Genomic DNA, 17,989 nt, shown 5'->3' with positions numbered 1-17,989 from the left:
GAGGATCGTTCAGGTTCGATTGTTGGAGAATTGCTGGAAGCCGCAGTCGATGATCGTGTAGGTTACCTCTGGATGGCCTGGCGTTGGTCTGCCCCGGACTCGCGGGGGATGTCGTAGAGTCGAGGAGTCATCTCGATGGACGATCGAACGGTCGGGCAGGGGCACTCCGCCAATCACAGGGCAGGGTTCGGGGCGTGGACTCCGCCTTCGACGGACCTGATCCGCGTCGGTTCGACCTCCCGTCGGTGGTTCCTTAGGGCGGGGCTGGCCGGGTTCGCGGGATTATCCGCCCCGGATATCTTTCGGCTCCAGGCGAAGGCCTCCTCGGCGAATCCCGGAGCCAGGAGCCCGAAGTCGGTAATCCTTCTCTGGCTCTCGGGCGGTCCTAGCCACATCGACATGTGGGACCCCAAGCCCAACGCCCCCGCCGAGATCCGTGGGCCGTTCGGTTCGATCCCGACCAAGGTGCCCGGGGTCCGGTTCAGCGAGCACCTGCCCAGGCAGGCGGCGATCATGGACAAGCTCACCGTGATCCGCTCGGTCGATTGCTCGGCCAGCAACCACACGCCGATCACCATGCAGGCGGGTAATCCGCTCGCCCGGCGGACCGACGATGGTCGAGACGGGGGCGGCTACCCGTCGATGGGCTCGATCGCCGCCAAGTTCCGGGGGCCGAATGATCCGAGCTTGCCTGCCTTCGTCGGCCTGGCCGATAGCTGGGCCGCCGACGTCTGGGGCTCCGGTCACATGGGGAAATCGTTCGACCCGATCAAGGGGAGCGAACTCCAGGGCCGGTTCGATCTGCCGAAGGGGGTCGGGCTCGACCGGCTCGGCGATCGCGAGTCGCTCCGCCGGCAGTTCGACCGGCTCCGCTCCGACCTCGACGATTCCCCGGCGGCCGGGCAGCTCGAACACTATACCCGAGAGGCCTACGAGATGATCGCCTCGGGCAAGGCTCGCCGGGCGTTCGAACTCGACCAGGAAGATCCGAAGCTCCGGGACGCCTACGGCCGCGACAGCCTCGGCACCAAGGCCTTGCTGGCCCGCCGACTGGTCGAGGCGGGGGTCACCTTCGTGATGGTCAGCGGCGCCTGGGGCTATTTCGACCACCACGGCGACAACGTGGTCTGGAAGGGGATCGAGAAGGGATTGAAGCCGCTGATGCCCCGGATCGATCAGACGCTGGCCACCCTGGTCAATGACCTGGAGGCTCGCGGGCTGCTCGACCAGACGCTCGTGATGATGATGGGGGAGTTCGGCCGATCTCCGATGATCAATCGCGAAGCCGGCCGCGACCACTGGACTAACGTGATGTCCATGGTCCTCGCCGGAGGAGGGCTTCGTCACGGCCAGGTGATCGGGTCGAGCGACCCGAAAGGGCACAGCATCAGCGATCGGACAGTCCGCCCGCAAGACCTGGCTGCCTCGGTCTTCCGGCACCTCCAGATCGACGCGAACGCTCAATGGGTCAACAACACCGGTCAGCCGTTCCCGATCGTCGCCGAGAGCGGCCAACCGATCGCGGAATTGTTCTGAGCGATGACCGATCGGCAGGGCGACCGGAGGGCGGGGGATTGCCCCGGAGAAACATCTCCCTCCGGGCATGGTCGCACGTCGGCCCTACCCCTCGGTCAGCTCCCGTAGGCTTCCTCGGCCGTGAGGATCATCTGCGCGATCTCGACGAGCTTCTTGTTCCGGTCGCTGGCCAACTTCTGGAGCCGCCGGAAGGCGTCGGACTCGCCCAACCCGGCCTTCTTCATCAGGACTCCTTTCGCCTTCTCGATCGTCTTGCGGTCTTCGAGGGCTTGCTTCAAATCCTTCGCCTCGCTCCGGAGCGCCTCGAATTGCTCGAACCGCCGCGTGGCCAGCGCGATGGCCGGTTCGAGGTCGGCCTGCTTGATCGGCTTGACCAGGTAGGCCAAAATATGATCGGCCTCGGCCCGGCTGATGAACCCGGCGTCGTGGTAGGCGGAGACCAGAATCACCGGGATCGGGCCCTCTCGATAGATGTGCTCGGCCGCCTCGATGCCGTCCATGTCGGGCATTTTGATGTCGGTGATGACCAGGTCCGGCTTGTATTTGCGACAGGCCTCGACGAGTTCCCGGCCGGTGCCGGCCACGGCGACGACCTCGTGGCCGAGGCCGGGAAGGATCGTGCGGAAATATTCTTTCATGTCGGGTTCGTCGTCGGCGACGACGATTCGGAATTGGCGTGACATGGACCCTCCTTCGGGATGATGATGATGATCTCGGCGCCCGCTCGCCCGGGATCGCCCGCCTGGATCAGTCCGCCGTGGGCATCGATGATCCGGCGGGAGATGGCCAGGCCTAGCCCCGTTCCCTTGACCTTGGTCGTGTAGAACGGATCGAAGAGATTCGACGACTGATCGGCATCGAGCCCCGGCCCATTGTCGAGCACCGAGATCCGGAGGGCCGGCCTCCCTTCGATCTCGGTCGAATCGCATCGGACCAGGATTTCGACCGGGTCGGGGCAAGCGGCGAGCGAGTTGTCGAAGAGGTTACGGAACACCTGGCCGAGACGGAATGGATCGCCAAAGCAGGTCAAATCGTCGGAATCGCAGGCCTCGCGGAACATGACGGTTCGACCCTCCTGGAGGCGTTTCAGGTCGGCCCAGGCCTCTCGCCAGACCTCGTGAAGTCGGATCGGTCGTCGATCCACCCGGATCGGGGCCGCGTAGTCGCGGACATCTTCGAAGAGATGGTGGAGGTCATCCTGGGCACGTCCGATCCGTGCGATCAGGTCGAGCGACTTCGGCCGATCGCCGTCGGCCAGGGCCAGCATCTCCAGGCACGCTTGACTGCGCTGGAGGGCATTGCGGCTCTCGTGGGCCAGTCCGGCGACCACCTGCCCGATCGCGGCCAGCCGTTCCGACTGGAGCGCCCGATCCTGGGCGCGTTTCAATTCGGTGATGTCCTGCCCCACGCCGAGAATCGCCTCCCCGTCTTCGAAGTCGTCGAGCCTTCGGGCGTTCCAGACGATCCATCGACATTCACCGCTCCGGCGGGTGACCTGCTCCGCGTGCCCGCCGGCCCGTTCACCGACGAGCATCCGGTCGACCAGCTCGCCGATCGACTTGCGGACGCTTTCGGAGAATAAGCTCGCGTTGTCGGGCTTGGCGAGGACCTCCTCGACAGAGTAGCCGGTGACCCGCGCGGCGAACGGGTTGAAGTAGAGGATCGAGCGATCGGGTCGAACGATCACGATCAGGCATTCGGCGGCCTCGACGAGCTGGCGGAAGGCGGCCTCGCTCCTTTCCTTGGCCCGGGCCAGGCGTCGATGTTCCGCAATCCGAACCAGGTTGGCGCGGAGGGCGTCGGGGTTGAGTGGCTTGAGGATATAGTCGGATGCCCCTTGGCGGAGGGCCGCGATGGCACCATGAAGGTCCGCATAGCCGGTGACGATGATGACCGAGGCTTCCGGCGCCGCCTGACGGATCGCCGGCAGGACTTCGTCGGCCGTCGTGTCCGGGAGCTTCCGGTCGAGGATGATCGCCCCAAATCGCCCCAGATCGCGATGCCTCAGCGCCTCGTCGGCGGTGCCGAAGGAGACAACCCTGTGGCCGTCCATCTCGAGAATGTCGTGCAAGTTCGCCCTGGCGTCGGCATCGTCTTCGACCACGAGTATGTCGAGATAATTCATGTTGTCCATCGCCGACTCCTCGCAGGTGGAGCCGGCCGAACCCAGGTCGGTCGTTCGAGCAAGTCCCGCTGGCTTGCCGCATCGAGGTGACCTTTGTAGGCACCTATCCCCCTCTTGGCCGGAATCCGAGCGATTGGATCGGCCTTCGTTGCCGGATCGATGGGCATCGGTCCGGGGCGGTCTTCCGGCCTGGTATTTCGGACGATCGGGATCATGGAGCAACGGCCCCATCGCCGGATCGTAGTCCTGGCCCGACTCATCATTTCGCCCCCTTCTCGCTCGGGGCGGCCTTCAACCGGACCGTGAAGCGACTACCCAGGCCTGGTTCGCTGACGACGTTGAGATGTCCCTCGACCTGATCCAGGATCGCGCGGACGATGGCGAGGCCCAGGCCGAGTCCTCGGGCTTTGGTGGTATAGAGGGGCTCCATGATCCGGGCGAGGATCTCGGCCGATATCCCGGTTCCCGAGTCGGCGATCTCGACGGCGACCTCGTCCCCGATCAGTCTCCCCTCGATCGAGAGTCGTCCCCCGTGGGCCATCGCGTCGTTGGCATTGCGGATCAAGTTCCCGAAGACGATCCGCAACTGGTTGACATCGGCCAGGACCAGGGGGAGATTCGGCGGGAAATCGATCTCGACCCGGACTCCCGACCCGATTTCGTTGAGCTCCAACGCCTCGGATAGGCATCTTTCGGCCGAAACGGGCAGGATCCTGGGCATCGGCATCCGGGCGAAGCTTGTGAGGGTCGTGATCACGCTGTCGGCCAGGGCCACATGCCGGTCGATCCTCCGGAGATGCTCGGAGATCTTTTCGGGGGACGGGTCCTGGGCATTGAGCAGGAAGTACACCGAGGTCTTCACGACGTTGAGCGGGTTGCGGACCTCATGGGCCACGCTCCCGGCGACCTGCCCCATCGTCGCCAGCCGCTCGGTCCGTTTCAAGCGAGCCGACGCTTCGTACTGGTACGCATCCTCGATAATGGCCAGGTCGAGATCCAGGAGTTTCGTCAAGGAGAGCGACATTTCCATCAATTCGGGAGCGCCCTCGCTCCATTCGTCGCCGAGGGCGCGGAGCAACCCGACGCGGAGCCTGGAAAGGGCGGCGTTCGTGTAAATCTGATTGAGCCCGATCTCTACGTGCCTCAATCCGACTCTCCACCGGCGATCGACGTAGGGCTCGTTGTAGCAGCCCGAGAGCAGTTCATTCAGCCACCCGAGTAGCGAGGCCTTGAGCCGGCCAATCTGCTCTGGACCGCCGGTGATGACCGACCGGACCTCGGGATGTTTTTCGATCTCGGCGTAAAATTCGTCGATCTGCGAGGGAAGGTGAGGGCCCAGGAGGCGGGCCACGTGGCGAATCCGCCGTTCGTCCTCGGAGGTCCAACCGACGTATGACTGCAAGAATCGGTATCGTTCGAAGCGACGATCCTCGGGCATCCTCCACGCTCCAGACGGTCCCGGACGCTGGGCGAATCAGTCGAGAAGAAATGACTGGATGCGAGGGTGTTCGTCGTGGAGTCGGGCATCTCGCTCTTTCATCGACCCGCCCGTGATCTGAGCATGTCCGAACGCCGTTCGCAAGGGAAGCTCTTCCGAACCCGACCGATTCTTGGAACGGAGGATGATATTTGTCGAATCGCGGTCGTCCGGTTGCGGGATCGGACTCCTTGACATGGGCCGTTATGTGTGTACGATGGAAACATCGTTTACTCATGATGGGTGATCGGTGCTAGCCAGGGTGGCCCCGCCGTGCGATTCTTCGCGTGGACGGGGCTTGTTTTATGCGCCCTGTCTCTCTTGCCCCGCGACCAGTCCGCCGAATGGTCCCTTGACCCGGGTTCGATCGAACTGCGGTAACGGATGCCGCATCCGAGGCTTGGTGGCGAATTTCGCCTCTCGACCTGGAGGTGGCCACGTGATCGTGACCCACGAAGCGACGAAGACCAAGACCGAAGCGATCACCGGAGGACTGTCTCGATCCTCGATGCTGGCCCGACAACTTCGGGGCCGTCTCGGAAATAGTGGATATCCGGTGCTTCGCGATATCTCCTGTCATGTCCACGACGGCGTGGCGTTTCTCGACGGACGACTTCGGACTCACTACCTCAAGCAGCTCGCCCAGACGGTCGCCATCGAGATGGAGGGCATCGTGAGGGTCGAGAACCGGATCGAGGTCGTGGCTCACAAGTCCGTCGCGGATCATCCAGGCTTCGTCGGACCGAACTAGCACAGGACGAGTCGATCCCCGGATCCTGGCATCACTAGTGCAATTACACAACGAGGAGGGATTAGATGCTGGTCCTGAGCCGGAAATTGAACGAGTCGATCGTCATCGGTGGCAATATTCGCATCACTGTCGCTAGTGTGACAGGGCGATGCGTCCGGATTGGGATCGAGGCCCCGAAAGAGGTCGCGATCTATCGCGAGGAACTCTGCCCCGGGGGGACCGACGATTTGACGACCCCCGAGCGCGACATTCGCCATAAAGGTCGGGCGAGCTGAGCCCGTCGATCCTTCCTTCGGGGCGCATCGAGATCGATCTTGCGGAGGCAAGGCGTGAGATCGCTCCCGAGGATGGATCGGCGATGACTCTTCGCCCTGGAGGCGCGACCCATGGCCGACGACCAGAAGGACAACAAACAGCTTCAGATCGAGATTCGCGAGCAACTGTCGAGGGAGCACGGGGTCGATTCTCACGCGATTGGGATCGCGGTCGATCACGGCCTCGCCTTCCTGAGTGGGCACGTGCTCGGTGCCACCCAGCGACAATCGGCCGAGGAGGCCGCCTTGCGGGTTGACGGAGTCCGGGCCGTGATCGACGAGTTGAAGGTCCGGCCAGGCCGATGGATCCCCCACGAGGCCGATCTCGCCATGTCGGCCGTGGATTCGCTCGGCGAATTGATCGGCCTCCCGGCTGGTCGCGTGAAAATCATCGTCCGAGATTGCAAGGTCCGCCTGAAGGGGGTGGTCTCCTCGGTGGGGGATAAGGAACTCATCATGGCGACCGTGAGGGCCGCGATTGGCCGCGACGGTGCCGTGGAGGACGCGCTTTCCATCGAGCCGACCCGCCCGATCGACGTCAGGAAGATCGATCCAGGTGCCGGCGATCAGGCCGAGCCGACGGACCTGCACGAGCCCCCGGCCGAGAGTCACTCGCTTCGGATGAGCAACGTCATCGTCGTCGGAGAGTCGCTCACGGACGAAGGTATCCCGATCCGGCATGCCTATCATCGCGATTTTCCGGACATCCGGGGCGAAGGCGAGACGGGTTGTCAGAGCCTCGGCCAGCTGGTCAATCAGCTGGTCCGCGCGCGGGAACATGCCCGGGAATGCTGGCAGCGGGACGAAATCGATGACGCCATCGAGGCGGTGATGTCCTACCAACCGAGCGGCATGCCGTCGTCGTCGTACGAGTCGATTCAGGTCGGGTCCGAACTCCAGCATCGGCCCGGGCCTGCCGCCCGGCCCGAGTCGGGTGTTGCCCCCCAAGTCGTTTCCTAGTATGGCGATCTGGCATGGGTGGTATCTCGGATCTCGGTCCGTGATCATCGCTCGGGACGCCCGTGATCCCACCCATCCGAGAAGAGTCGCCCTCTCGCTATCCTTCGATTTCTCCCGGATCGTCACACCGCTTCGCACTCTCTCGGTTGGTTCGATGGCCCTTCCCGATCTCCGAGTCGCCAGGAACGCTCAAGTGACCGCCCGGTGCGAGCGATTCAGGTATAAGGTGAGTACGGGTCGGCTCCCGGACCGCCAGGGATTCGGGAGATCGACCGATGGACTCGATGATCCGGGCTCACCTCGCTCAGATCCATTCCGACAATAGGGAGGAGCAAGGCCAGTCCTTCCGCTCCTTGATGGAGGCCACCGAGGGGAAGGTGGGCTGGGCCTACGAGGCCTGGGATGAGCTGAGGGGCAGCTTGAGCGACCGGGACAACCATCGGAGAGCGATCGCCGCGCAGCTCCTCTGCAACCTGGCGAAGAGCGATCCCGAAGGTAGAATGATGAGCGACTTCGACGCCCTCCTCGACCTGACGAGGGACGAGCGATTCGTCACCGCGCGTCACTGCCTTTTGTCTCTCTGGAAGGTCGGGCTCGCGGGAGAAGCGCAGCGAAAGCGGGTGATCGCTGGCCTGGCCGGTCGATTCGAAGATTGCATCGCGGAAAAGAACTCGACCCTGATCCGCTCTGATATCATCCAGGGCCTCCGGAAGTTGCATGAGGAAGTCGGGGATGAGGCGATCCGCTCGAAGGCGCTGGAACTGATCGAGACGGAAGAGGATCCGAAGTACCGCAAGAAATATGCGAGCGTCTGGAAGAAGAAGTGAGCCCTATCGATCGGGTCGCGGCGGTTGGGCTCGTCCTGTTGTGGCGGGCTCGGCCATGTCGGAGTAGATGAACATGCGCCCGCCCCGCCTTTCGACCCGACGTCTGATGCTGATCGTGGCGGTCATGGCGGTCATCCTGGCTGTCGCGTCGACGTTGATCCGCCGACGCGCCCGCTTCCAGGTCGCGAGAGACTTTCATTTCTCCCGATCGATCTACACGACCCCCAAGGAAGAGAACGAGATCCGCTTCTACGATGCGGCAGGTAACTTGCTCTACCGGTTCGACACGCCGGCCCCGACGCCCGAGCAACGGCGGCTCCGTCAGGCCAGGCACGATTGGCACGTCCGGCTGAGCGTGAAGTATGGGGAGGCCGCTCGACGCCCCTGGCTGCCGGTCGAACCGGATCCTCCTGAGCCTCCCCGGGAAATTTCGGTACAATATTGACCAACTTTTGGCGAAAACCCTCCGAGTCGCCTCGAAGGGCGGTCGTTTCCATCGAGCCACCGGGAGCCTTGTCGTGAGCGACGGCCTGAAACGTGTGTATGGGATCGACCTCGGGACGACCTACTCGGCCATCGCCTACGTCGACGAGCACGGCAAGCCCGTGGTCGTTCCCAACCAGGAGAGCGAGCGGATCACCCCCTCGGTCGTCCTGTTCGACGGCGAGAGCGTGATCGTGGGCAACACCGCCAAGGAGGCGGCGAAGGTCGAGCCGCATCGGGTCGTCTCGCGGGTCAAGCAGCACATGGGCGATCCTCACTTCGTCTTCGAGCACGAGGGGCAGGCGTACAGCCCCGAGGACATCAGCTCGTTCGTGCTCCGGAAGGTCGTCGGCGATGCCGAGGTCGCCCTGGGCGGCGACGAGAAGATCACCGACGTCGTGATCACCTGCCCGGCCTACTTCGGGACCGACGAGCGCGAGGCCACCGCCAACGCGGGCCGGCTGGCCGGCCTGAACGTCCGGGCGATCCTCAACGAGCCGACCGCCGCCTCAGTGGCCTACGGGCTGGAGCAGGGGGAGGACCAGATCGTCCTGGTCTACGACCTGGGCGGCGGGACCTTCGACGTCACCATGATCGAGATCAAGGATCGGCTGATCCGCGTGATCTGCACCGGGGGGGACCACCGCTTGGGCGGGGCCCTCTGGGACGAGGCGGTCGTGATGCACCTGGCCGAGGAGTTTCGCGCCCAGACCGGCGAGGAATCCGACCCGATGGACGACCCCGAGGTCCTCAACGACCTCTTCCTCCAGGCCGAGCGCGGCAAGAAGACCCTCACCCAGCGTGACAAGGCCCCCTTCCGCGTGACCCACGCCGGAAAGCAGGCCCGGGTCGAGCTGGAACGAACCCAGTTCGAGGCGATCACCCGCCACCTGCTCGACCGGACCGTCGAACTGACCCGCGAGATGCTCGAAGATGCCCGGGTCAAGGGGGCCGATCGGTTCGACAAGATCATTCTGGTCGGCGGGGCCACCCGGATGCCGCAGGTCCGCGACCGGATCGTCGCCGAGTTCGGGGTCGAGCCCGAGAGCTATGATCCCGACGAGGCCGTGGCCAAGGGGGCCGCACTCTACGGCCTGAAGGAGTCGCTCCAGGACGAGGTCCGCGATCGGCTCACCCCGGAAAACCCCGAGGCCGAAGGGGCCGGCGGAGCGCTCGACCTGGCGGCGGTCTCGGCGGAAGAGGTGGCCGAGGCGCTCGACAAGATCGAGCGAGAGCTGGGCTACACCCTGACCGGGCCGGTCCGGGAGCTGGTCAATACCCAGATCGTCAACGTCCTCTCCAAGAGCCTGGGCGTGGTGGCCCGCGACGAATCGGGCAAGGACCTGGTGGTCACCCTCCTCCCGCGCAACGGCGAGGTCCCCATGGAGCACGCCACCGACTTCGGGACCGACGCCGCCAACCAGGAGGGCGTCGACATCAAGGTCATGGCCGGAGAGCGCGATAGCACCGAGCCGCTCGACTGCAAGGATGTGGGGGTCGCCACCCTGAATCTCCCCCCCGGACTGCCCGCCCGGAGCCCGATCCGCGTCAGGTTCGCCATCAACCGCGACGGCCGATTGAACGTCACGGCCACCGACCTCACCGGCGGCGGCTCGATCGACGTCGACTTCGAAACCGAGGCCGTCATGAACGCCGAGGACGTGGCCGAGCGATCCTCGGCCCTCCGGCTCCTGAACGTGTCCTGATCGGGGGAAATCCGACATGGCGACCGCAATGCCGACCTCAGCCTGGCCGCAAGTCGGAGAACGTCGGTTCTTGATCCCCCTCGTCGATTGGGATGGCTATGAAGCGCTACTCAAGCTCGTGGGAGACCGGCGTACGATCCGCGTGACTTACGACCGGGGGACCGTCGAGCTCATGTCGCCATTACCGGTCCACGAACGTTACGGATATCTCCTGGGCCGGATGATCCAGGCGATCACCGAAGAGCTTGAGATCCCGATGACCTGTACCCGATCGATGACTTTCCGGCGAAGGTCGAAGGATCGAGGACTGGAGGCGGACGATAGCTATTATATCGCGAACGTTCACCTCGTCCCCGACGAGGACCGGATCGATCTCGAAGTCGTTCCTCCGCCCGACCTGGCGATCGAGGTCGAGATCACCAACAGCATCCTGAGCCGGCTAGATGTCTATGCGGGTCTCGGTGTCCCCGAGATCTGGCGATTCGATGGGGTCAGGTTGACCGTGCTCATCCTCGGCCGGGAAGGGGTTTATGCACCGTCCGATACGAGTCTCTCACTACCGTTCCTGCCGATGGACGAGATCGTGAGATTCCTCGGTGAATACATTCCCGGCGACGATACCCGATGGGCCAGGAGATTTCGGGCCTGGGTCCGCGATGTCCTCCTGCCGATCTACCGCAACCCGGCCGCACCGGAATAACCCATGCCCACCATCGTCGGGATCGACCTGGGGACGACCAACTCGGTGGTGGCCTGCCGGAACGCCTACGGTCGGCCCGAGGTGATTGCCGGGCGCGAGGGGCGGAACATCACCCCTTCCGTGATCTACTTCGGCTCCGACCCTCCGGCCGTCGGCGACGAGGCCCGCGAGTGGGCACGACTGGGCAACGAGGAGATCGCCAGCTTCTTCAAGCCCCACATGGGGAGCCCGACCTATCGGCTACACTTCCACGGCCGCGACTACGATGCCACCGACCTCTCGGCCCTGGTCCTGAAGCGGTTGAAGGAGGATGCCGAAGCAGCCCTGGGCCAACCCGTCGATCGCGCCGTGATCACCGTGCCGGCCTACTTCGCCGACCCTCAGCGCAAGGCGACCATCGAGGCCGGACGGCTCGCCGGCCTGGATGTCGCGCGGATCATCAACGAGCCGACCGCCGCGGCGCTGGCCTATGGCCTGGGCAAGTCGGGGACCGAGGAGACGGTCCTGATCTACGACCTGGGCGGCGGGACCTTCGACGTGACCGTGGCCCGGATCGCCCCCGACGAGGTGACGGTCCTCTCCACCGCGGGCGATCGCGACCTCGGCGGCAAGGACTGGGACGACCTGATCGCCAGCTATCTCGCCGAGAAGTTCGCCGCCGAGACCGGCTTCGACCCTCTCGATGATCCGATTGCGCTCAATGAGGTGTTGACCCTGGCCGAGCAGGCCAAGTGGACGCTCTCGGATCGGACCTCGACCCGGGTCGCCTTGCAGATCGGGGCGCACCGGAAATCTTACGAGCTTTCGCGGGTCGAATTCGAGGCGATGACCTTCGCCCTGATGGACCGGACCCGCAGGCTGACCGAGGAGGCGCTCGGCGAATCGGGGCTGACCTGGGCCGGGCTCTCGGGCGTGCTGCTGGTCGGCGGATCGACCCGGATGCCGATGGTCCGCTCGTACGTCCGCGAGATGGCCGGGCAGGACCCGAGGGCCGGGGTGAATGTCGACGAAGTGGTCGCCCTGGGCGCCGCGATCCAGGCGGCGATCGAGGCCGGTGAGGCCTCGGGCGACGCTCGCCCTCGACACACGCTGAGCGGGGCCCGGCGGGTTGTCGACGTGATGTCGCACAGCCTGGGCGCGGTCGCCGTCAGCCCCGACGGCCAACATTACGTGAACGACGTGATCATCCGCCGGAACCTGCCGATCCCGGCCGAGCATGCCACGTCTTATTTGCATGCAACCCACGGCGGGGCCAACGACACCCTGGAAGTTTACCTGACCCAGGGGGAGAGCCCGCATCCCCTGGACTGCGCCGTGCTGGGTAAATATGTCTTCTCGGGCATCCAGGCGACCGACGCCGAGGTCCGGGTCGACGTGAAGATGTCCTACGACATCAACGGGGTCGTCCAGGTCCGGGCCTCCCAGCGCGACACCGGGCATTCGCTCCGGATGAGGGTCGAGCCCGTCCCCGACGACCTCTCGTGGCTCGGCCGACCTCCCGCGGCCGGGTCGAGCCGAGGTCCGGTCGACCCGACGCGAATCTATCTCTTGATGGACGTCTCGGCGAGCATGGCCGGGCACCCGCTGTTCGAGGCCCAATCGGCCGCCCGGGCGTTCGTCGACAAGTGCGACTTCACCACCACCGAGGTCGGCCTGATCTCGTTCTCCGACGAGGTCACGCTCCAGGCCGAGGCCACCGACAACGCCCGGAAGGTCCAGGCGGCCATAGCCCGGCTCGAAGCCGACGGGACGACCAACCTGGGCGGGGCCCTGGAGATGGCCCGGCTCCGGCTCAACCGACTCGACCGGATCCGCTATATCGTGCTCCTGACCGACGGCTATCCCGACGCCGCCGAGAGCGCCGTGGAGCAGGCCGCGCTGGCCCGGGGCGAGGGGGTCGAGATCGTCGCGATCGGCATGGGGGACGCGGATCGGGACTACCTCCGGCGCCTGAGCAGCACCGAGGAAGGCTCGATCTTCGCCCGGCAAGGGGAACTGGTCGGCACCTTCGGCCACATCGCCCGGGTCATCGCCGAAGGGGGCCGCACCTTGCGGAAGCTCTCGTGAACCTCTCCTCGGCGAACTTTCGGCAGAGCTACGATCTGGCCCTGGCCGGGGCGATCGGGGCGGTCTGCGGGCTCTACCTCTACGTGGAACTCGTCCATCTCGACTCGATCTGGGCCCGCGACGCCCTGGCCGGGGTCGCGATCGGCGGGACGATCGGTTTCTTCCTGAATGCCTGGGGGCCATCCCGCGACGGGGCCTGGCTCAAGCTGGCCCGAGACGCCTCCTGGGGGGCCCTGGCCGGGGCACTGGGCGGAGCCTTGGGCCTGATCGTGGGCGAGCTGGTCCTCGGGACGTTCCGGGGAGGGCTGGCGGGTCGGGCCGTCTCGTGGGCGATCCTGGGCCTGGGGATCGGGGCCAGTCAGGGTCTTGCGACAGGTTCCCGACAGAGGCTCGCTTTCGGCCTGATCGGGGGGGCGATCGGCGGCCTGGTCGGCGGCTTCCTGTTCGAGGCCATGCGTCAGGGGATGCGGGACCGGTATGATCTGGGGCAGGGGCTCGGGATCGTCCTGCTCGGGTCGGGCCTGGGCCTCTCGCTGGCGCTGGTGGAGCAGGCGTTGCGGCGGGCCTGGGTCCAGGTCCTCCGGGGGCGGCAGGAGGGGCGGTCTTATCTCCTGGCCGGGAAGATCTCGAACCTGGGGCTCGACGAGCGAGCCGAGGTCGGCCTCTTCGGCGACCCGACCGTGGCCCGTCGTCACGCCGAGATCGTGGTGGATGGCCCGAACTTCGTCCTCAAGAACTTCGCCCCGAGTGGTCGGACCAAGGTCAACGGAGAGGTGGTCGATGACTTTCGACGGCTGCTCGATGGCGATCGGATCGAGCTTGGGCAAACCCTCCTCCTGTTCCGCCGACGGTAATTCATGAGCTCGACCTCGAATGGACATGGCTGGGCTCTCGAAGTCGTCCGAGGCAAGGACGGAGGGCGAGTCTTCGCGCTGAGCCTCGGGGAGATCGTCCTCGGGAACGCGCCCGCCGACGCTCGGGGGATCGACCTGGCCGATCAGGAATCGCCGGGATCCCCCCGGAGGATGGCGGCACGGCACGCCTCGGTGGAGATCTTCGACAACTCGCTCGCGCTCCGCGACCTGGAGAGCCCCGGCGGGACGTTCGTCAACCGAAAGCGGGTCCTTCCCGGTCGTTCCGAACCTCTCCGTGACGGCGACGTGATCCAGCTCGGAGGGGTCCAGCTTCGGGTGGTCTCCAAGTCCTCGGCGGCACCGAAACCGGCCCCGCCCCCGGGCGGCCCGTTCTCGTATGCGATCGCGGGAGGGACGACCTGTCGGACCTGGGATGACTTCCTGACCGCCTCGTCCCAGCGCTGGGAGTCGGTCCGCGAGGAACTGACCTCGGGCCGACTCGCGGCGTTCCTCGAGTCGATCGGCCGAGGCGACCTCGCCCCATCGCCCGCCAGTCCCGGGAAGCCCGACGACCGCCTTGACGCCTGGCTGGGTTCCCTGCCGACCTCGAAGCCCGCGAGGCCCGAACTGGAGGTCCATCCTACCCGGCTGGTCGTCCGGGTGGCGCCCGGCGGAGGTCTGGTCCGTAAGACGGTCCGGGTCTCGAATGTCGGCCACCGACTTCTCAGGTCAACCGCCCGAATTGAGCCGCCCGGCCTGGCCTGGCTGGCGATCGCCCACGAGTTCGCCGGTCGGAACTTCGCGACCATCGAAGGGACCGACCTCACCGTCGAGGTGACGATTCCCGAGTCGCTCCCGGCGCCGTTGAAGGCCGAGCTGGTGATTGAAGGCAACGGGGGCTCGAAGCGGGTCGCGGTCGTCCTGGAGGCGAAGGCAACGACCCCCGAAGGAACACCGAACGAGCCCGCAGTGGCCTCGGGCGCGACCTGGTCCGAGCTGATCGCTCGGCAATCGCCGGTGGCCCGGGTCGCGACCTGGGGCCTGGTCGCGCTGGCCCTCCGGCTCCTGGTGGGGGTGGCGGGAGGCTCGATCGGCGAGGACGCCATGACGGCCTCGGGGCCAGACTCCCCCGGGCTGGCGGGCGTGGCGCTGGCCCTGGCCTTGATCGGGGCAATGGCCGGGGCGGGCCTGGCGAGCTATCGAGGCGGGGCGCGCGAGGCTCTGCCCGGGGGGTTCGCGGGAGGTTGTGCCGGTGTGATCGCCTCGACCGGCCTGGTCGCGATCTGTCGCTCGATCGAGCCGATCCTCGGTTCGTGGGCGAACTCGATCGTTGCCGTCTGCCTCCTCTGGGCGATCCTCGGCGCGGGGCTCGCCGGGCTCTCGACGATGGTCGTGAAGGGGGCGAAATGATCCGCCGATGGTCCCGGATGGTGGCGATTCTGGTTGCGATGTCCGGCCTGATGGGGGCCGATGGCCCCTCGGTGGTCGTCACCCAGCCGGACGAGTCGAAGTTTCCCGAGATCACCGTCTATTTCGAGGTGAAGCAGCCCGACGGATCGTTCATCCTCGACGCCAGACGCGACGAGTTCCGCGTGGCCGAGGATGGCCAGGATCGCCCGATCCTCCGGTTCGAGGCCCCCGAGTCGATCGAGGCCCGACCGACCACGGTGGTCCTGGTTGTCGACCACAGCGGGAGCATGGAGCAGGAGGACCGGATTGGCGGGATGAAGCGGGCGGTCGCGACGTTCCTGGAAGGGCTCCCGAGCAGCTCGAAGGTCGCGGTGGTCGCGTTCAGTTCCGAGGTCGAATTGATCTGCCCGTTTACCTCGGATTTCGGCCGGGTCCAGGCATCGGTCGACCTCCTCGAAGCCGGAGGCGCGACCCGATATTACGACGCGGTCTCCGAGGCGCTCGAACTACTGGCCGAGCAGACCGGGCGTCGGGCAGTCCTGGCCCTGACCGACGGGCAAGACGCCCGGAGCCTCTCGTCGAACCTACGATCGGCGATCAAGAAGGCGAAGGAGCTCGGGCTCCCGGTCCACACCCTTGGGCTGGGCGACGAGAACGAGATCGCCGTCGGGGCCCTCGAACGCCTGGCGGACGAGACCCGGGGCCAGCATTATCTGGCCCGGGATGTCGATCAACTTCGCGCGATCTACGAGGAGATCGCCCGACGGCTCGGGTCGAGCTACAGCCTGACCTACCGGACCGACCGAGTGGTCAAGGATGGAACGCTCCGACCGATCCAGATCTCGTACGCGAAGGCCGCCCAGGCGGCCGAGACCGCCGTCTTCATCCGGGGGATGGTCGTCCCCGCCCCCGGCTGGTCGCGGCTTTTCCTGTCCCTTCTGGCGGGGCTCGGCCTGCTGGCCACCCTCCCCGGGATCCTCCGACATCGAACGCTCGGTTCGGCCTCCACTACGGGGTCGTCGGTTCGCGAAGGGTGATCGTCCGGTCCACTTCCTCATCCTTGAGCGTGGTCCGTCCCCCGCCGGGCCAGACGACTTGTAATCGCTCGATCCGGGCCGACGACCCCAGGCCGAAGTGGAGCTCCAACGCGTTCTGCGACTGGTAGGAGGAGCCGCTCCGGAGCTCGCGCATCCGATCCACTCCCCCGGCGGTGACGATGGCCCGGGCGTTGATGGCGGGGCTCCCGTGGCGATTGAGCAGCCTGAGCTTCAACCAATGTCCCTCATGCGGCGTGTCGTTCCTGAGGAGCAGGGGCGGGCCGTCGACCGTGGTGATCAGCAGGTCCAGGTCGCCGTCATCGTCGTAATCCCCGGTCGCCAGGCCCCGGGCCGACGCGGCGACTTGCAGGCCGGGGCCGGCGTCCTGCGAGATATCGGTGAGTCGTCCGCCGTCATTACGCAAGAGGGTCGGGCGTTGTTTGTAGGATTCGACGAGCGACGGATATCGATCCACCTGCGGATAGATGTGCCCGTTGACGATGATCGGATCGAGGTCGCCGTCCAGGTCGAAATCGAAGAGGGCGCACCCCCATTTGAGCGTTTGGAATGTCAGGGGCTTGAGGCGCAGGGCGGTGCTAATGTCGATGAACATCAGCCCGCCGACGTTCTGATACAGGGTCGCGTGGTCGCGGGCGAAGTTGGTGACGAAGAGATCCTGGAGGCCGTCGTGGTCGAAGTCGCCCGCGTCGACGCCCATCCCCGCCTGGGCAATGCCGTCCCCGTCCAGTCCCGCCCCGCTCCAGGTCCCGATCTCGGAGAACTTGCCGTTGCCGTCGTTCCGATAGAGAAAATTGGGGTTCGAGTCATTCGCGACGTAGACGTCGACATCGCCGTCGTTATCCAGGTCCGAGGCGATGACACCGAGGCCGTACGATTCGGCCAGGTCGGTCATGCCGACCTCTTCGGTGGCATTGGTGAAGGTCCCGTCGCCATTGTTCCGGTAGAACCGATCCCGGCCGCCCCGCAGTCCGAAGGGACCGGCCATGACCTTGACGGTTTCCCGCCAGGTGGTCGTCCGGCGGGCCGCCAGGACTTCTTCCAATGTGGCGTCGATGTAATGGGCGACGTAGAGGTCGAGGTCGCCATCGGTGTCGGCGTCGAAGAAAGCCGCCCCCGCACCCCAGCCTGGATCGGCGAGACCGGCGTGCTCGGCGACCTGCTGGAAGGTCCCGTCGCCGCGATTCCGGTAGAGCCGAGCCGGCCCGAAGGCCGAGACGAAAAGGTCGACGTGTCCGTCGTTGTCGAAGTCGGCCGCGCAGACTCCGGTCCCCCAGGTCGCGTCATCGCCGCCGACTCCAGCCTTCTCGGTGACGTCCTGGAACCGGCCTCCTCCGAGATTCCGATACAGATAGTTCCGGCCCTTGATGCTCACTCGAGAGGGCTCCTCCTCCAACGCCCAACCGTTGACGAGGAAGACGTCGAGCCTGCCGTCCTCGTCGAAGTCGAGGAAGGCCGCCCCCGTGCCCACCGACTCCAGGATGTGGTCCTTCTCCGGCCCGCCGCAATAGAGAATGCCCGTCAAGCCCGCCTCGGCTGCCTGATCGACGAAGTGGGCCGAAGGAGGAGGAGCCGAGGTTGCCCGGGGCTGGGCCGGGGGGTGGGCCGCGGCCGCGGGCTCGATCGGGGCCGGGTCCGACCGGCGGCAAGAGCAAAGTCCGAGCGTGATCAGGACCAGCGCAATGGCTCGACGACGCATCATCGCTGACTTACCTCGAAAGATG

At 65.8% G+C, this 17,989-nt stretch carries 16 protein-coding genes; 12 read left to right on the top strand and 4 right to left on the bottom strand.

All coding sequences use genetic code 11. The features are described 5' to 3' along the window. Positions 1-135: 135 nt before the first annotated feature. The gene (locus tag P12x_RS11055; RefSeq protein WP_435010921.1) at positions 136-1,536 is read left to right on the top strand and encodes a DUF1501 domain-containing protein; all 1,401 of its coding nucleotides are present in this window, start codon (positions 136-138) and stop codon (positions 1,534-1,536) included. Between the two features lie 95 nt (positions 1,537-1,631). On the opposite strand, the gene P12x_RS11050 is transcribed toward P12x_RS11055, so the two are convergent. The 3 genes from P12x_RS11050 to P12x_RS11040 form a co-directional block, all read right to left on the bottom strand. Further along, complete coding sequence (locus tag P12x_RS11050) at positions 1,632-2,219, bottom strand: ANTAR domain-containing response regulator (RefSeq protein WP_435010920.1); 588 nt, start codon at positions 2,217-2,219, stop codon at positions 1,632-1,634. Further along, positions 2,171-3,670, bottom strand: coding sequence for an ATP-binding protein (locus tag P12x_RS11045; RefSeq protein WP_435010919.1), 1,500 nt, complete (start codon positions 3,668-3,670; stop codon positions 2,171-2,173). The genes P12x_RS11050 and P12x_RS11045 overlap by 49 nt, the downstream gene beginning before the upstream one ends. 250 nt (positions 3,671-3,920) lie before the next feature. Further along, positions 3,921-5,099, bottom strand: a complete 1,179-nt coding sequence (locus P12x_RS11040; protein ID WP_435010918.1) for a protoglobin domain-containing protein — start codon at positions 5,097-5,099, stop codon at positions 3,921-3,923. Between the two features lie 478 nt (positions 5,100-5,577). Here P12x_RS11040 and P12x_RS11035 point away from each other — a divergent pair, with 478 nt between their 5' ends. From P12x_RS11035 to P12x_RS10985, 11 genes are all read left to right on the top strand, one after another. Next, entirely contained in the window at positions 5,578-5,889 is a 312-nt protein-coding gene (locus P12x_RS11035) for a BON domain-containing protein (protein WP_435010917.1), read from the top strand. Between the two features lie 65 nt (positions 5,890-5,954). Then, positions 5,955-6,164, top strand: a complete 210-nt coding sequence (gene csrA, locus P12x_RS11030; protein WP_435010916.1) for a carbon storage regulator CsrA — start codon at positions 5,955-5,957, stop codon at positions 6,162-6,164. 111 nt (positions 6,165-6,275) lie between these two features. Further along, a complete protein-coding gene (locus P12x_RS11025; RefSeq protein WP_435010915.1) occupies positions 6,276-7,163 on the top strand; it encodes a BON domain-containing protein in 888 nt (295 codons plus the stop codon). 275 nt (positions 7,164-7,438) lie between these two features. After that, on the top strand, positions 7,439-7,990 hold the full coding sequence (locus tag P12x_RS11020; RefSeq protein ID WP_435010914.1) for a hypothetical protein: 552 nt from the start codon (positions 7,439-7,441) through the stop codon (positions 7,988-7,990). Between the two features lie 73 nt (positions 7,991-8,063). Next, positions 8,064-8,435: a hypothetical protein gene (locus tag P12x_RS11015; RefSeq protein WP_435010913.1), complete on the top strand. Its 372-nt coding sequence runs from the start codon at positions 8,064-8,066 to the stop codon at positions 8,433-8,435. A 73-nt stretch (positions 8,436-8,508) separates the two neighbouring features. Further along, complete coding sequence (locus P12x_RS11010; RefSeq protein ID WP_435010912.1) at positions 8,509-10,179, top strand: Hsp70 family protein; 1,671 nt, start codon at positions 8,509-8,511, stop codon at positions 10,177-10,179. Between the two features lie 16 nt (positions 10,180-10,195). Further along, the gene (locus tag P12x_RS11005) at positions 10,196-10,879 is read left to right on the top strand and encodes a Uma2 family endonuclease (RefSeq protein ID WP_435010911.1); all 684 of its coding nucleotides are present in this window, start codon (positions 10,196-10,198) and stop codon (positions 10,877-10,879) included. Between the two features lie 3 nt (positions 10,880-10,882). Then, positions 10,883-12,946 carry an Hsp70 family protein gene (locus P12x_RS11000; RefSeq protein WP_435010910.1) on the top strand — a complete coding sequence of 688 codons (2,064 nt, stop codon included), beginning with the start codon at positions 10,883-10,885 and terminating at the stop codon, positions 12,944-12,946. Then, positions 12,943-13,800 (top strand): FHA domain-containing protein, encoded by an 858-nt coding sequence (locus P12x_RS10995; protein WP_435010909.1) that lies wholly within the window; start codon positions 12,943-12,945, stop codon positions 13,798-13,800. Before P12x_RS11000 ends, P12x_RS10995 begins: the two co-directional genes overlap by 4 nt. Positions 13,801-13,803: 3 nt before the next feature. Continuing rightward, the gene (locus tag P12x_RS10990) at positions 13,804-15,210 is read left to right on the top strand and encodes an FHA domain-containing protein (protein WP_435010908.1); all 1,407 of its coding nucleotides are present in this window, start codon (positions 13,804-13,806) and stop codon (positions 15,208-15,210) included. Further along, entirely contained in the window at positions 15,207-16,247 is a 1,041-nt protein-coding gene (locus tag P12x_RS10985; protein ID WP_435010907.1) for a vWA domain-containing protein, read from the top strand. Before P12x_RS10990 ends, P12x_RS10985 begins: the two co-directional genes overlap by 4 nt. On the opposite strand, the gene P12x_RS10980 is transcribed toward P12x_RS10985, so the two are convergent. After that, positions 16,219-17,967 (bottom strand): CRTAC1 family protein, encoded by a 1,749-nt coding sequence (locus P12x_RS10980; protein WP_435010906.1) that lies wholly within the window; start codon positions 17,965-17,967, stop codon positions 16,219-16,221. The genes P12x_RS10985 and P12x_RS10980 overlap by 29 nt on opposite strands. Between the last annotated feature and the right edge of the window lie 22 nt (positions 17,968-17,989).

It is taken from the genome of Tundrisphaera lichenicola, assembly GCF_051175385.1.
Taxonomy (GTDB): Bacteria; Planctomycetota; Planctomycetia; order Isosphaerales; family Isosphaeraceae; genus Tundrisphaera; species Tundrisphaera lichenicola.
This window is presented reverse-complemented; position numbering and strand designations above follow the sequence as displayed.

What these genes read in the sequence shown, in the direction of transcription:
- P12x_RS10990 (WP_435010908.1), top strand. Translation starts at nt 13,804, where the DNA reads ATGAGCTCGACCTCGAATGGACATGGCTGGGCTCTCGAAGTCGTCCGA.
- P12x_RS11050 (WP_435010920.1), bottom strand. Translation starts at nt 2,219, where the DNA reads ATGTCACGCCAATTCCGAATCGTCGTCGCCGACGACGAACCCGACATG.
- P12x_RS11045 (WP_435010919.1), bottom strand. Translation starts at nt 3,670, where the DNA reads ATGGACAACATGAATTATCTCGACATACTCGTGGTCGAAGACGATGCC.
- P12x_RS11020 (WP_435010914.1), top strand. Translation starts at nt 7,439, where the DNA reads ATGGACTCGATGATCCGGGCTCACCTCGCTCAGATCCATTCCGACAAT.
- P12x_RS11040 (WP_435010918.1), bottom strand. Translation starts at nt 5,099, where the DNA reads ATGCCCGAGGATCGTCGCTTCGAACGATACCGATTCTTGCAGTCATAC.
- P12x_RS11025 (WP_435010915.1), top strand. Translation starts at nt 6,276, where the DNA reads ATGGCCGACGACCAGAAGGACAACAAACAGCTTCAGATCGAGATTCGC.
- P12x_RS11005 (WP_435010911.1), top strand. Translation starts at nt 10,196, where the DNA reads ATGGCGACCGCAATGCCGACCTCAGCCTGGCCGCAAGTCGGAGAACGT.
- P12x_RS10980 (WP_435010906.1), bottom strand. Translation starts at nt 17,967, where the DNA reads ATGATGCGTCGTCGAGCCATTGCGCTGGTCCTGATCACGCTCGGACTT.
- P12x_RS11000 (WP_435010910.1), top strand. Translation starts at nt 10,883, where the DNA reads ATGCCCACCATCGTCGGGATCGACCTGGGGACGACCAACTCGGTGGTG.
- P12x_RS11015 (WP_435010913.1), top strand. Translation starts at nt 8,064, where the DNA reads ATGCGCCCGCCCCGCCTTTCGACCCGACGTCTGATGCTGATCGTGGCG.
- P12x_RS10985 (WP_435010907.1), top strand. Translation starts at nt 15,207, where the DNA reads ATGATCCGCCGATGGTCCCGGATGGTGGCGATTCTGGTTGCGATGTCC.
- P12x_RS11055 (WP_435010921.1), top strand. Translation starts at nt 136, where the DNA reads ATGGACGATCGAACGGTCGGGCAGGGGCACTCCGCCAATCACAGGGCA.
- csrA (WP_435010916.1), top strand. Translation starts at nt 5,955, where the DNA reads ATGCTGGTCCTGAGCCGGAAATTGAACGAGTCGATCGTCATCGGTGGC.